Here is a 13,663-nt window from a genome sequence, read left to right on the forward strand (position 1 = left end):
CTAATCGTCCTTCGGCTTAGCAAAGATCATACGACCTGCTGACGTTTGCAGCACACTAGTAACTGTAACTGTAATTGCCTGTCCAATATAACTACGACCACCTTCAACTACAATCATCGTTCCATCATCTAAATAGGCAACTCCTTGGTTATGCTCTTTACCATCCTTTATAACCACAACCTGCATGTCCTCACCTGGTATGACCACAGGCTTCACTGCATTCGCTAAATCATTAATATTTAATACTTTTACATGATGGAGTTCACAGACTTTATTCAGGTTAAAATCATTCGTAACAATTTGTGTGTCGTTACCCATTTTTTTTGCAAGACGTACAAGCTTTAAATCTACCTCTTGTACATCTTCAAAATCCTCGTCCGTAATTTCAACTTTTGTCTTACGTTCATCTTGTAGTTTTTTTAATATATCTAAACCACGCCGACCTCTTGTGCGCTTTAAGGTGTCGGAAGAATCAGCTATATGCTGAAGCTCTGTGAGCACAAATTGAGGTACAACTAAGATACCCTCAATGAAGCCTGTTTCAGAAATATCAGCAATACGACCATCGATAATCACACTTGTATCTAGCAGTTTGTAGCTTCCACGAACCTCTTGAGCTTCAGCACCTTCACTAGCTTTTTTCTTCGTATTGCCACTTCGTAATGTAAAAAGCTGTATGAGCTCATCTCTTTTTCTAAAACCTAGACGGAAACCTAAATACCCTAATACAAATGACAGGATAATAGGGAGTACTTCCGTAATAACAGGGAATTTTACACTATCAATGGCAAAGCCTAAAAAGTAAGCGACAATCAACCCAATTATTAAACCAAACGTACCAAATAATAAATCTCCGATAGGAACCTTAAACAGAACTTCTTCCATCCAGCTAATGAGCCTTACAAAGTAATCGGAAAATGCAAAAGATAGTGTAAACAGTAAAAGTGCGCCTAGAGCTACTGATACATAAGGATTATCTAGCCAAGGATTAGATGATAAATGAAGCAATTCGTATAATGGCGGTAAGAAAACAAGGCCCAATGCTCCTCCAATCAGTAAAAACGCAATTTGAACAAATTTTTTCACAAGCTGTCACCTCCTAATTGTTAGTTAAGATTATACATAGTTTACGGCAGAAAATCTTTCATGAGCTCAATCAAATTCTCATTATTTTTGATGTTGTGAAACAAGGATAAGTTAGTTAGACATAATTTTACAAATTTCTATTTTTACATGTAATAGATGACAATCCTTTATTCCTACATCAGCTATTATTTAGGACGATGATTCCTTTATTTGAGTTTCCGATATTAGCATTAAAAATGAAGGAAAATGCATGTCAGCATAATGTCCAACATGCACAATCTCCTTTATAGCTCTCTAAAGCATGCATTTAAAGCATCCTTTATCGTTTCTACACCAACAATTTCAATTCCCTGTGGAAATTCCCAACCACCAATATTCGAAGCTGGAATGAAAGCTCTTTTGAATCCAAGCTTCGCCGCTTCAATGACTCGCTGTTCTATACGTGACACTCGACGGACCTCACCTGTCAGTCCTACCTCACCAATAAAGCAATCGGTTGCACGCACTGCCTGATCCTTAAAACTAGATACAATGCTTGTCAACACTGCTAAATCTATAGCTGGCTCATCCAGCTTGACACCACCAGCAACTTTAATATATGCATCCTGAGCTTGTAGCATGAGACCCATACGCTTTTCTAGTACAGCCATTAGCAATTGTACTCGGTTTTGATCGACACCTGTGGCCATACGTTTAGGATAGTTAAAGCTTGTAGGTGTAACTAAGGATTGAATTTCAACAAGGATAGGCCTTGTCCCCTCCATTGATGCAACAATAGTTGACCCTGCCGCACCTTGTGAACGCTCCTGTAAAAATAACTCAGAAGGGTTTAGAACTTCCTTTAACCCACCCTGAAGCATTTCAAATATGGCAATTTCATTTGTAGAACCAAAGCGATTTTTTTGGCTTCGTAAAATACGATGATTATGATGTCTTTCCCCTTCAAAATACAGTACAGTATCAACCATGTGTTCTAAAATACGTGGCCCAGCTATTTGCCCCTCTTTTGTTACATGCCCTACTAGAAAAATAGCAATACCTTTAGTTTTAGCGATTCGCATAAGCTCTGCTGTACATTCACGAACCTGTGATACACTACCTGGGGCGCTTGTTACTTCTGGATGAAAGACCGTTTGTATAGAATCCACAATGACAAATTTAGGTTGGACTTCATCAATGGTTTGATTTAAAAACTCTAGGTTTGTTTCGGAATATATGTAAAGCTCTTGAGAAATCACTCCTAAACGCTCTGCTCGTAATTTCGTTTGACGAATGGATTCCTCTCCAGAAATATAAAGTACGCGATGCCCTTTATTTGAGAGTAATGCGGAAACCTGTAATAGTAATGTTGATTTCCCTATTCCGGGATCGCCCCCAATTAATACTAGAGAACCAGGTACAATGCCGCCGCCTAATACACGATTGAGCTCGCCCATTTCTGTTGCTACACGCGATTCCTCAGTTGCTTCCACCTGGATAATCGGGATTGCCTTTTGGGTAACTGTAGCAGAATGTTGAAATGCTCCACGTGGACCTTTAGCAACCATCTCCACTTCTTCGACCATTTTATTCCATTCACCACACCCTGGACATCTTCCCATCCATTTAGCAGATTCATAGCCACAGCCTGAACATACAAATTTCGTTTTTTTCTTTGCCAAAATGCTTTCACCTCGAATATTTGTTCTTATCCTTAATTGTACAGAAAAAAAGACAGCTTGGCACTTAAAGCCTTACTGTCTTTCCTTGAAATTATTTAGAGATGGATACTCCCTCTTTTTTCTTTACAACAAACTCATCGTTTACATAATCAATGACAACCTGATTACCCTTTTCTACATTACCTTTTAGTAATTCTTCCGATAATCGATCCTCTACTTGTTTTTGTAATGCACGACGTAGTGGACGAGCACCATATTGAGGGTCATAGCCTTCTTCAGCAATTTTTTCAAGTGCCGCATCAGTCAGCTCTAACGAAATGTCTTGCTCTTTCAAGCGTTTTGTTAAAGCATTGCCCATCATCGCAATGATTTCTTTTAAGTGCTCTTTTTCTAATGCGTGGAAGACAATCATTTCATCGATACGGTTTAAGAATTCCGGACGGAATGCTTTTTTCAATTCTTCTAACATCGTACCCTTCATGTCTTTATGCTTAGACTCTGCACCACCTACATTGAAACCAAGGCTCTTTTGGTATTTTAATGCATCCGCACCAACGTTTGAAGTCATAATGACCACTGTATTGCGGAAGTCTACTACACGTCCCTTAGAGTCTGTTAAACGACCATCTTCAAGCACTTGCAATAGAATATTGAATACATCAGGATGTGCCTTTTCAATTTCATCTAATAAAACGACTGAATATGGCTTACGGCGAACTTTCTCTGTCAGTTGGCCACCATCATCGAAGCCTACATAGCCTGGAGGTGAACCTACTAAACGAGAAGTCGAATGTTTCTCCATATACTCGGACATATCAACACGAATCATCGCATCCTCATCGCCAAACATTACTTCAGCCAGTGCTCTTGCAAGCTCTGTTTTACCAACACCTGTAGGTCCTAAGAAGATAAATGAACCAATTGGTCGTTTTGGATCTTTTAAGCCTGCTCTTGCACGACGTATTGCACGAGAAATCGCTTCTACCGCTTCACCTTGCCCTACTACACGTTTGTGTAATTCTTCTTCAAGCTGCAGTAACTTCGAAGATTCTTCGGAAGCAATTTTAGCAACTGGGATTCCTGTCCACATTGATACAACTGCTGCTACATCATCCACAGTCACCTTAGATTCGGCTTTACCTTGCTCTTCTTTCCAATTTTTTCGAGTGGCTTCAATTTCATCCTTCAGCTTTTGCTCCGTATCTCTTAGCGCTGCTGCCTTTTCAAATTCTTGACCTGATACGGCTGCATTTTTTTCTGAACGAACATTTTCAAGCTTATCCTCGAGCGCCTTTAAGTTTGGTGGCACTGCGAATGAGCGTAAGCGTACTTTAGAACCTGCTTCATCGATTAAGTCAATCGCTTTATCTGGTAAGAAGCGGTCAGAAATATATCTATCACTCATTTTTGCGGCTGCTTCAATCGCTTCATCTGTAATTTTTACACGGTGATGCGCTTCATAACGATCACGTAAGCCTTGAATAATTAGAATAGCCTCTTCCACTGTCGGCTCATCCACTTGGATTGGTTGGAAACGGCGCTCTAAAGCTGCATCCTTTTCAATGTACTTACGGTACTCATCAAGTGTTGTCGCACCAATACATTGCAGCTCACCACGTGCTAAAGATGGTTTTAAGATATTTGATGCATCAATCGCACCTTCAGCACCACCCGCACCGATTAATGTATGCAATTCGTCAATAAATAAAATGATGTTGCCTGCTTGGCGAATTTCATCCATCACTTTTTTCAAACGATCTTCAAATTCTCCACGATATTTTGTACCTGCAACAACTGTCCCCATATCTAGTGTCATTACACGTTTGTCACGAAGGATTTCTGGCACTTCGTTATTAATAATTTGCTGTGCCAATCCTTCAGCAATCGCTGTTTTACCAACACCTGGCTCACCAATCAATACAGGGTTATTTTTCGTACGACGCGATAAAACTTCAATAACTCGTGTAATTTCCTTGCTTCGGCCAATAACAGGGTCTAATGTACCTTCACGTGCAATTTGTGTTAAATCACGTGCTAGACTATCTAATGTTGGTGTATTGGCAGCTTGAGCTGCTTGTTGGCCAGATTGGGCATTATCATTATTACCTAATAGCAATAATACTTGCTGGCGAGCCTTATTTAAACCAACTCCCGCATTGTTTAAAACGCGAGCTGCCACGCCCTCACCCTCACGTATAAGCGCCAGTAATAAATGCTCTGTGCCAATATAGGAGTGACCTAATTTACGTGACTCATCAACAGATAATTCAATTACTTTCTTAGCTCTTGGCGTATAATGAACGATTGGACCGACATCTTCTTTGCCCTTACCAACTAATTCTTCAATGCCAGCTTCAATCATTTGAGGACTAATATCAATGGCTTCTAAAGCTTTCGCAGCAATACCGCCGCCTTCACGTATAAGCCCTAATAGAATATGCTCTGTACCGATAGATTCGTGCTTCCAACGAATAGCCTCTTCCTGAGCAAGCTGTAATACTTTTTGCGCGCGTTGTGTAAAACGATTAAACATCATATAAATCCTCTCCTTTTTCCCCATTTATAGGCTTATTCGCATGTTCTTGAGATAATGTCTCACGAAGCATCTCCGCTCGAACACGATCCCGCTCAGCAGGTGGTAATGCCTCACCTGCATAGTGCTGTAAAAAACCTGGTTGCATACTAACAACACATTCATTTAAGGTCGTTGCTTGTATACCATCAATCAATTGTAAATCTACTCCTAAACGAACATTAGATAGGCAAGTCGCGGCTTCCTCACTTGTTAAAATTCTCGCATGTGTAAGGGTTCCTAAAGCCCGATATACTCGATCTTCTAGCGCAAGCTCTGCCTTTTCCATTAATTTACCTCTTGCATGTCGTTCTTTTTGAATAATCTTTTCAGCGACACTTTGTATGTCTGCTAAAATATCTTCCTCTGTCTTTCCAAGTGTAATTTGGTTAGACACTTGATAAACATTCCCTAAATTTTCGCTTCCTTCACCATATATACCTCTTACAGTCATTCCTAAGCGTGTCATGGCATTTATAATTTGATTCATTTGCCCTGTTAATGTAAGAGCGGGTAAATGCATCATGACGGACGCTCGTAGACCCGTACCAATATTCGTTGGACAACTTGTTAAATAACCAAAAGTATCTCGAAAAGCATACGGTAATACTTTCTCTAGGATACGATCAATCTTATTTGCTTGTTCATAGGCACTTTGAAGTTGAAAACTTGCTGTCATACATTGAATGCGTAAATGATCCTCTTCATTCACCATAATGCTCACGGATTCATCTTCAGAAAGTAGTATAGAGCCCACTTGCTCTTTTTTAGCCAGTTGTGGGCTAATCAAATGCTTTTCTACAAGAATTTGACGCTGTAAAGGCGATAAATCCTTTATAGCAAAATAAGCATAATCATTTTGAAGCATTGGGCTATCACTTACAGCATGTGTAACAGCCTGTTCTACCTGCAGGGCCTCATTCTCTGAAAACGCTAATGGAAAACGGTACCCATCTAAATTTCGTGCGAGGCGTATCCGTGTACTAATGACGATATCTGAGTAATCATCTTTGATATGCATCCAAGTTGGTGTCGCACGCTCTAAAAATGATTCAATCATCATGACACATCACCACCTTCAAATTGTAGATGCTTCTCTAGCTCTTTGACTTCATCCCGTAGCTTCGCCGCTTCTTCAAACTGTTCTTCATCTACGGCGGATTTCATACGCTTGCGGATATCTTCTATTTGCTTTTTAATAACATACACATTACTGCGAGCACCAGGCATTTTACCAATGTGTTGTGGACCTGCCTGAATGCGATTAAATAGCTTTGGCAAATGATCACCAAATGTGTCATAACAGCTTGGGCACCCGAATTTTCCTTCTTTTAAAAATTGCTTATACGAAAATCCACATTGTGGGCATGTTTGCTGTTGTGGTTGTACCTGTTGTTTTTCCCCCACCTTTTGCCATGTAGGAGAGCCAAACCAGTTAGACAATAACTGTTGAATAGATACTGGCTCTTGTTTAAACTCTGCATGAAATGGATGGAATTGTGAGGCGCAGACGTCACAATAATGATGCTCTACTTTTTGCCCACTTTGAACTTGTGTTACTGTAACTGTCGCATTACGTTGTTTACAATGTTCGCATATCATTTCCATCACCTCACTATTTTTGTTGTTCATATTTAATTGTTGTCAGCATTGCTCGCAATATTTTTGATCGAATGACATCTCTTAATGGGAGATGCAGGTCGATCGTGGAGCGATCAATTGCTGCTAACATTAATTTCGCTTCTCGCTTGGAAATTACCTGCTCATCAATGAGTCGATAAACCAAATCTTCCGCCATCGTTTGAGATGCTCCACCTTCAATTTGCCGGAGAACATCGTCGATTAAATCAATCTGTGAATTCGCGCGGACACGTAAAATTCGAATGTATCCACCACCACCACGTTTGCTCTCAACAAGGTAACCCCGCTCGGCAGTAAATCTTGTATTAATGACATAATTTATTTGTGATGGTACACATTGAAATTTATCAGCGATTTCACTACGTTTAATTTCAATATGCCCTTCTCCACCTAATTCAAGTACTTGCTTTAAGTAACCCTCTATGATGTCTGATATATTACGCATTTTAGGAATACACCTCGCTTGCTTCACTGACTTTGACTATCTTTGACTTTCTTTGAGTATATTATACAAAACGCCTGAAAAAAATTGCAATGATTTCGCCCATAGAAAAGTGGAAAGTCTTGAAAATGCCCTTTAAGGCAACAAAAAGAGCACTTTTTCAATTATTTGTGTACGGTTAATAATTTCCTCATACATTTAATGTACCCTTATTAGTCATAGAAAAAACGCAAGCATATGCAACTAGCATATACTTGCGTCTATGAAAATTATACCCAGCGACCAACAATTGGATAGCGCCAAGGTTCATCAGACAATGCTTTTACGATACCAATAATCGGTACCACAAATAGCATAATGCCGAAAATGATTAAAAATGGTAAGCCAATAAGGACAAAGCTTAAAACAACAGAGATAGCAATTAAAACACCCATGACAATTTGGAATAGCAATGCTTGAATAGAAATTGCCTTTACTTCCTCATCAGAACTAATTAAAAAGAAAATAATGGGCACTAACCATGGCGCAAAAAATGCACTTGCGTGTATGATTACTTTAGACCATTTAGTCTCCATATATATCAACCCTTTCTTTGAACTTTATCTATGTTTTATGTACTACTATTTACGGAACTATACCCGCAATAGTTTCACATTTAAAAGGATTTTTTAAAATTTTTTTGAAAGGCTGTGAGGAGAGTTGGAATTTAACAACACATTAGCAAATGAATATGAAAAGGGTATTCGCCGTACACTGCCTAGCTATGATGCCATGCTACGTTTAATACAAACTTTTTATCACTCTAGACTGCCAGAAAATGCTAACATGTTAATCGTGGGAGCAGGGAGCGGCAATGAAATTATACAGTTGGCAGAAGGAAGGCCACATTGGTCATTCACTGGCATTGATCCATCAGCATCCATGCTTAGCATAGCTAAAGAGCGTTTACTCGCTCTACCAAATAATATGTCATTCCATCAGGCTACAATACTAGATGCTTCGCTGCCCTTCTCACAGTATGATGCAGCAAGCTGTGTTCTCGTCTTGCATTTTATTCAGGACTATAAAGAAAAACTAGACACGATAAAAGAAATAGCAAAACATTTAAAACCTGGAGCACCATTTGTCCTTGTTTCAAAATATGGTCAACTAGGCTCTTTAGAAACAGAACTACAATTTGATTTATGGCGTTCCTATTGGCAACAGCATACTAGACTTTCTTTGTCTGAATTAGCAGAGATGGAAAAATCCATTCGTTCTCTTTCTTTTATGAGTGAAGAGGAAATTGTAACACTTTTACAAAGGGCAGGCTTTACTAAACCTTCTAGATTTTTTGCCACTACTTTGTTCGGTGGATGGGTATGCTTTAAAGAGGACTAACTATTTTGTAGTAAATAATTTGAGGTGAAAACCGTGATAAGCACCATTGGCATTACAAAACAACAACATCTGTTAAAAGATTTTCCATTAGAGGAGATACATCAGCAAGAATTTGAATGGTATTGGGTTGATTTTAATTGTCCTACAGCCGAGGAAGAATCATTGTTGGATACATTTTTTCATTTTCACCCTCTTGCTATTGAAGATTGCTTAATGAGATTACAGCGTCCGAAGCTAGACTTTTATGATGATTTTCATTTCTTTGTCATTCATCGAGTGAATGAAGAGACGTTAGCTGCGGAGGAGGTTAATATATTTGCCTCCAATAAATTTATCGTAACCTTCCATAAAAATCCTGTCCCTGAAATAGATAAGGTGCAGAAGATGCTGGAAAACCAACCGAAGAATTGGGAGCGCGGTACTGTATACTTAACGTATCAAACCATTGATAAAATCGTTGATAGTTATTTTCCACTCGTTTACAAAATTGAAGATCATCTAAATGCTTTAGAAGGTGAACTTACATACCAAAGCAATGTAAATGCCATGAAAATTGTCTTCGAGTTCCGTAGTGACTTACTTGATTTAAGACGTACTATTTTACCAATGCGTGATCTTTTATATCGCGTTCTTAATTCTTACCGTTTCTCATTAAAGAAATCAGAAAGAGCTTATTTTGGAGATATCTACGACCATCTACTTAAGCTAACAGAGATGGTTGAATCCAATCGAGAGCTTACCGCGGATATGCGAGATAGTTATATGGCTATGAGTTCGAGTCGCATGAATGGCATTATGATGACTCTAACAATTGTCTCAACAATCTTTATCCCACTTACCTTCATTGCTGGTGTATATGGAATGAATTTCGATAATATGCCGGAGCTTCATGGACAATATAGCTATTTTATTGTACTTGGAATTATGATAATTATCGTTATCTTTATGCTGGCCATCTTTAAACATAAGGGATGGTTTAAACTATTTAAACCATAAAAAAAGACTGCTCGTTTTGTTGTGAAACGAGCAGTTTTTTAATTAATTAATACGGTCCTCTATCATCAATTTTATTATCGCCCTGCTGTGGAAATAAAAAATAGGCTAATACCCCTGATCCTAAAGCTGCACATATTGTAATTAATAATTGCTCAACATCTGGTACCTCAGCATAATAGTTTCGTAGCATATAAACAGAACCAATTGCAACAATCACCATGACAGGAATAACAAATTTAAAGCGTTTTTTCTCCATACTATCCCTCCTCCCATTCTTTTTTTCGTACGATTTTTATATTGCTAAACAGTTCGTATTTTACAGGTTTCCTATTTTAAATTCAAATTTACATCGCTTCACCATTTGGACTAACAATAAAGTAAAAAAATAAAGAAATAACCAATTTTTTAACCAAATATTCAGCAAATAATAGTAAAATAGATTTAAGCCCATTTATTTATTAAATTTACAAACCTAACAAATTTCAAAAGTGCTTATTTACTTACAATTTATAATGGATATTAAGAATGGAGCAAATAATAATGAGTTGGTTTTCAAAAAATAGTAGTTCTAGCTACTCAATTACATTAACACCAGAAAATTTTAAGAGCAGTGTACAACTAGATGTATTGAACCACCCCAATCTTCAAAAACAATTACAACTTTTAAATTTAACACTTGAGGATTTAGCTATTATTAAGCAACTACAGCCCTTAGCTAAAGACTTAATTCCTGAAATGGTGGAGAAATTTTATGCAGCAATTAGTTTGAGCCAAGATTTACTTGATATTATTAATAGAACATCACATATTGATCGTTTGAAAATCACGTTACATAAACATTTAAGCGACATTTTTGAAAGTCATATTAATGATGCCTACATTGCTGAACGAAAAGCCATTGCTGAGGCTCACGTTCGAATTGGCTTGCAGTCAAAGTGGTATATTGCCTCATTCCAATCACTCACTACTACTTTTGCAAACTTTGTGAACGAAGTGGATATTTCTAAAACAGATGCTATTCGTGCTATAAACGCTTTTTGTAAAATCATTAATTTTGAGCAACAGCTTGTGATTGAGGCCTATGAAAAAGAGGAAGAGCGTATTCGCTCAGTAGCAGATGCAACAAAAAATTCCCTTGTCACGACAATCCAAAGTACTGCTGAGGAGCTTAATGCCATTAGTGAAGAAACAGCCGCTTCATTATTAGTGATCTCCTCACAAACAGATGATATTGCTGTAGCGACTAAGCAAGGATTGAGCTTCGTAGCAGATACACAAGAAAAATCAAGACGTGGCCAACAGCAGTTGAAAGAACAAAATGATTTAATCCAAGTTATTTTGCAAAGTGTCAATGGTCTTGAGGTAACGATGAACCAACTACGTACCTCTTCTCAAAAAATTTCTGAAATCGTTGGGCTAGTTACAGGCATTGCAGATCAAACCAATTTATTAGCATTAAATGCTTCTATTGAGGCAGCACGAGCAGGAGAACATGGGAAAGGTTTTGCGGTGGTTGCTGAGGAAGTTCGTAAACTCGCTGAGGAAACAAAAAACGCCGTCCAAAATGTTTCTCATCTTATTAAGGAAACGGAAAGTAATATTACGACTATGGCTAATTCAGTTATCAATGTTGATCAAAAAATTCAGCATAGCGTCAATACACAAGAAAGTTTATCCAAGTCATTTAATGATATTGCTGATGCAGTTTCTGGTATTCAACAGCAATATGTAAATACATCAAGAGATATTTCAGCCATTTCCAATTTAATTACTGAATTATCGCAGGGCGCTACGCTAGTATCTTCGTCTTCCGACTCGCTCATTAATGTTGTTAATGAGTTAAATATGTAAAAAAAGGGAACTCGTTTAGAGTTCCCTTTTTCCTTAATGCGGCAATGCACGTTTTTGTTTACGGTGCTCTCGTCTTGCTGGCCCAGTTTCAAATAAACGCTTTTCTTCATCTGTTTCAGGGTAAATCGCAGGAACTGGTACTGGTTTCCCTTCCTCATTTACTGCAACCATCGTGACAAATGATTCTGTCGTTAATTTTTCCTCGCCAGTCTCAATATTGCGCGAAACAACGCGAACATAAACCTCCATCGAAGAACGTCCTGTAGACGAAACAATACTCTCGATTTCAAGAATATCTCCTACATGTGCAGCGGATAAAAAATCAACCGAGTCAATAGAAGCTGTCACTACAAGGCCTTTTGCATGTTTCATTGCTGTAATAGCAGCGATTTCATCAATATAAGCTAACACTCTTCCACCGAAAATAGAATTGTGATTATTTGTGTCTGGGGGTAATACGAGACGCGATTGAACCGTACGTGATTGGCTCATTGGTACAGCGTTGTTTGGCATAATTCTTGCAACTTCCCTTCTCATGTTGTTCTTTCGTCATCGTATCGCAGAAAAAGAGCTGATGCAAATTTAGAACGATTTTTTCATCGAAATAAATTTCATGTCAGTCATTTCCTCTAGAGCCCACTTAATTCCTTCACGTCCGTAACCACTCATCTTTACTCCACCATATGGCATGTTATCTACTCGGAATGTCGGAATGTCATTTATAATGACAGCACCAGCCTGTAATTCATCTGCTGCATATAAAGCATCTGACAGTATATTCGTGTAAATACCTGCATTTAGACCAAGGTCCGACTCGTTTACAAGTCGAATTGCGTCGTCTAATGTTTCATATGAAACAATTGAGACGATTGGTGCGAATGTTTCCTGACAGACAATTTTCATATCAGCTGTCACATTCGTCATAACTGTTGGTGTTAAAGTACGTTCAGTAAATACGCCTCCAGTTGCAATTTCAGCCCCCTGTTCCTGTGCCTCCTCAATCCATTCCCTGATGCGTTCCACTTCATTTGGATTAATCATGGCACTGACATCTGTAGTTTTATCTAATGGATCTCCTACTTTAAGCTTTTCTGTTTCTGCAACAAAGGCTTTAGTAAATTCATCAATAATGGAAGAATGCACATAAATACGTTGTAATGAAATGCATACTTGTCCAGCAAAGTTAAAAGCCCCGCTTACACAACGTTTGATAATTTTATTTATTGGCGTAGAGGGTTCGACAATTACCGCTGCATTAGAACCTAGCTCTAAAGTAACTTTACGTAAACCTATTTTTTCTTTAATTTTCAAACCAACTTTACCACTACCTGTAAACGTTACTTTTTTGACGTATGGATGTGTGACAAGTGTATCACTAAGCTCGCCTCCACTGCCTGTCACAATTTGCAATGCCCCATCTGGTAATCCTGCCTCACGGAAAATTTCAGCCATAACGATAGCACTTAGTGGCGTTTGTGTTGCTGGCTTTAATACAACTGTATTGCCTACTGCAAATGCTGGACCTAACTTGTGAGCCACTAAATTGAATGGAAAATTAAATGGCGTAATGGCTGATACCACACCTAAAGGTTCTCTTTTTGTCCAGCCTATTCGATCCCCTGCTCCAGGGGCTGCATCCATTGGCACAGTCTCACCTTTTGACTGTTTAGCTCCCTCTGCTGCAAATTGATAGGTGGCGATTGTACGGTCAATTTCAGCTAAACCTGCAACTATAGGTTTTCCAGCCTCTAAGGCTAAAATCTCTGCAAGTTCTTCTTTTCGTTGGCGCATCTTATCAACAACTTTATATAATATTTCGGCACGTTCGTAGGCTGTTGTCTTTTTAAACGATTGGAATGCCTGCTGTGCACCTTCGATAGCTTTCTCTACATCTTGAATAGATGCTTTAGCTACATGAGCAATAACCTCACCGTTATATGGAGAAGCTAGCTCATAGCTTTCCTCTGCATCATGCCACTGGCCATTAATCCACAGTTTTGTTTCCTTCATCCTTCAAATGCACCTCCAAATAAT

Annotated in this window: 13 protein-coding genes and 1 pseudogene; 4 read left to right on the top strand and 10 right to left on the bottom strand. The window is 38.5% G+C overall.

What is annotated here, in order from left to right; genetic code table 11:
* The 7 genes from CD31_RS11630 to CD31_RS11660 form a co-directional block, all read right to left on the bottom strand.
* The gene (locus CD31_RS11630; RefSeq protein WP_036077775.1) at positions 1 to 1,086 is read right to left on the bottom strand and encodes a PIN/TRAM domain-containing protein; all 1,086 of its coding nucleotides are present in this window, start codon (positions 1,084 to 1,086) and stop codon (positions 1 to 3) included.
* Between the two features lie 284 nt (positions 1,087 to 1,370).
* On the bottom strand, positions 1,371 to 2,747 hold the full coding sequence (radA, locus tag CD31_RS11635) for a DNA repair protein RadA (protein ID WP_016992143.1): 1,377 nt from the start codon (positions 2,745 to 2,747) through the stop codon (positions 1,371 to 1,373).
* A gap of 91 nt (positions 2,748 to 2,838) precedes the next feature.
* A complete protein-coding gene (locus CD31_RS11640; protein ID WP_016992144.1) occupies positions 2,839 to 5,283 on the bottom strand; it encodes an ATP-dependent Clp protease ATP-binding subunit in 2,445 nt (814 codons plus the stop codon).
* On the bottom strand, positions 5,273 to 6,382 hold the full coding sequence (gene mcsB / locus CD31_RS11645; RefSeq protein ID WP_036077777.1) for a protein-arginine kinase McsB: 1,110 nt from the start codon (positions 6,380 to 6,382) through the stop codon (positions 5,273 to 5,275). Before mcsB ends, CD31_RS11640 begins: the two co-directional genes overlap by 11 nt.
* Positions 6,379 to 6,921: a UvrB/UvrC motif-containing protein gene (locus CD31_RS11650; RefSeq protein WP_016992146.1), complete on the bottom strand. Its 543-nt coding sequence runs from the start codon at positions 6,919 to 6,921 to the stop codon at positions 6,379 to 6,381. The genes mcsB and CD31_RS11650 overlap by 4 nt, the downstream gene beginning before the upstream one ends.
* A 13-nt stretch (positions 6,922 to 6,934) precedes the next feature.
* On the bottom strand, positions 6,935 to 7,405 hold the full coding sequence (locus CD31_RS11655; RefSeq protein WP_004233573.1) for a CtsR family transcriptional regulator: 471 nt from the start codon (positions 7,403 to 7,405) through the stop codon (positions 6,935 to 6,937).
* 266 nt (positions 7,406 to 7,671) lie between these two features.
* Entirely contained in the window at positions 7,672 to 7,977 is a 306-nt protein-coding gene (locus CD31_RS11660) for a DUF4870 domain-containing protein (RefSeq protein ID WP_016992147.1), read from the bottom strand.
* 124 nt (positions 7,978 to 8,101) lie between these two features.
* Here CD31_RS11660 and CD31_RS11665 point away from each other — a divergent pair, with 124 nt between their 5' ends.
* Positions 8,102 to 8,782 (top strand): class I SAM-dependent methyltransferase, encoded by a 681-nt coding sequence (locus tag CD31_RS11665; protein ID WP_036077779.1) that lies wholly within the window; start codon positions 8,102 to 8,104, stop codon positions 8,780 to 8,782.
* 33 nt (positions 8,783 to 8,815) lie between these two features.
* Positions 8,816 to 9,778: a magnesium/cobalt transporter CorA gene (gene corA / locus CD31_RS11670; protein ID WP_016992149.1), complete on the top strand. Its 963-nt coding sequence runs from the start codon at positions 8,816 to 8,818 to the stop codon at positions 9,776 to 9,778.
* A 46-nt stretch (positions 9,779 to 9,824) separates the two neighbouring features.
* Here the strand turns inward: corA and CD31_RS11675 are convergent, their stop codons facing one another.
* Positions 9,825 to 10,034 carry a hypothetical protein gene (locus tag CD31_RS11675; RefSeq protein WP_036077781.1) on the bottom strand — a complete coding sequence of 70 codons (210 nt, stop codon included), beginning with the start codon at positions 10,032 to 10,034 and terminating at the stop codon, positions 9,825 to 9,827.
* A 284-nt stretch (positions 10,035 to 10,318) separates the two neighbouring features.
* Between CD31_RS11675 and CD31_RS24175 the strand changes: the two are divergent.
* A pseudogene (locus CD31_RS24175) lies at positions 10,319 to 10,864 on the top strand (protoglobin domain-containing protein); the annotation flags it as partial.
* Between the two features lie 120 nt (positions 10,865 to 10,984).
* Positions 10,985 to 11,629 carry a methyl-accepting chemotaxis protein gene (locus CD31_RS24180; protein WP_237901022.1) on the top strand — a complete coding sequence of 215 codons (645 nt, stop codon included), beginning with the start codon at positions 10,985 to 10,987 and terminating at the stop codon, positions 11,627 to 11,629.
* Positions 11,630 to 11,662: 33 nt separating this feature from the next.
* Here CD31_RS24180 and CD31_RS11685 read toward each other — a convergent pair whose 3' ends face one another.
* On the bottom strand, positions 11,663 to 12,142 hold the full coding sequence (locus CD31_RS11685; protein ID WP_016992152.1) for an acyl-CoA thioesterase: 480 nt from the start codon (positions 12,140 to 12,142) through the stop codon (positions 11,663 to 11,665).
* 69 nt (positions 12,143 to 12,211) lie between these two features.
* Complete coding sequence (locus CD31_RS11690; protein ID WP_036077785.1) at positions 12,212 to 13,639, bottom strand: aldehyde dehydrogenase family protein; 1,428 nt, start codon at positions 13,637 to 13,639, stop codon at positions 12,212 to 12,214.
* Between the last annotated feature and the right edge of the window lie 24 nt (positions 13,640 to 13,663).

Origin of the sequence: Lysinibacillus boronitolerans JCM 21713 = 10a = NBRC 103108, from assembly GCF_000772935.1 — a bacterium.
Taxonomy (GTDB): Bacteria; Bacillota; Bacilli; order Bacillales_A; family Planococcaceae; genus Lysinibacillus; species Lysinibacillus boronitolerans.

Coding starts and splice junctions, on each gene's coding strand:
- CD31_RS11640 (WP_016992144.1), bottom strand. CDS start 5,283: ATGATGTTTAATCGTTTTACACAACGCGCGCAAAAAGTATTACAGCTT.
- CD31_RS11675 (WP_036077781.1), bottom strand. CDS start 10,034: ATGGAGAAAAAACGCTTTAAATTTGTTATTCCTGTCATGGTGATTGTT.
- CD31_RS11685 (WP_016992152.1), bottom strand. CDS start 12,142: ATGCCAAACAACGCTGTACCAATGAGCCAATCACGTACGGTTCAATCG.
- CD31_RS11690 (WP_036077785.1), bottom strand. CDS start 13,639: ATGAAGGAAACAAAACTGTGGATTAATGGCCAGTGGCATGATGCAGAG.
- mcsB (WP_036077777.1), bottom strand. CDS start 6,382: ATGATGATTGAATCATTTTTAGAGCGTGCGACACCAACTTGGATGCAT.
- CD31_RS11650 (WP_016992146.1), bottom strand. CDS start 6,921: ATGATATGCGAACATTGTAAACAACGTAATGCGACAGTTACAGTAACA.
- CD31_RS11660 (WP_016992147.1), bottom strand. CDS start 7,977: ATGGAGACTAAATGGTCTAAAGTAATCATACACGCAAGTGCATTTTTT.
- CD31_RS11655 (WP_004233573.1), bottom strand. CDS start 7,405: ATGCGTAATATATCAGACATCATAGAGGGTTACTTAAAGCAAGTACTT.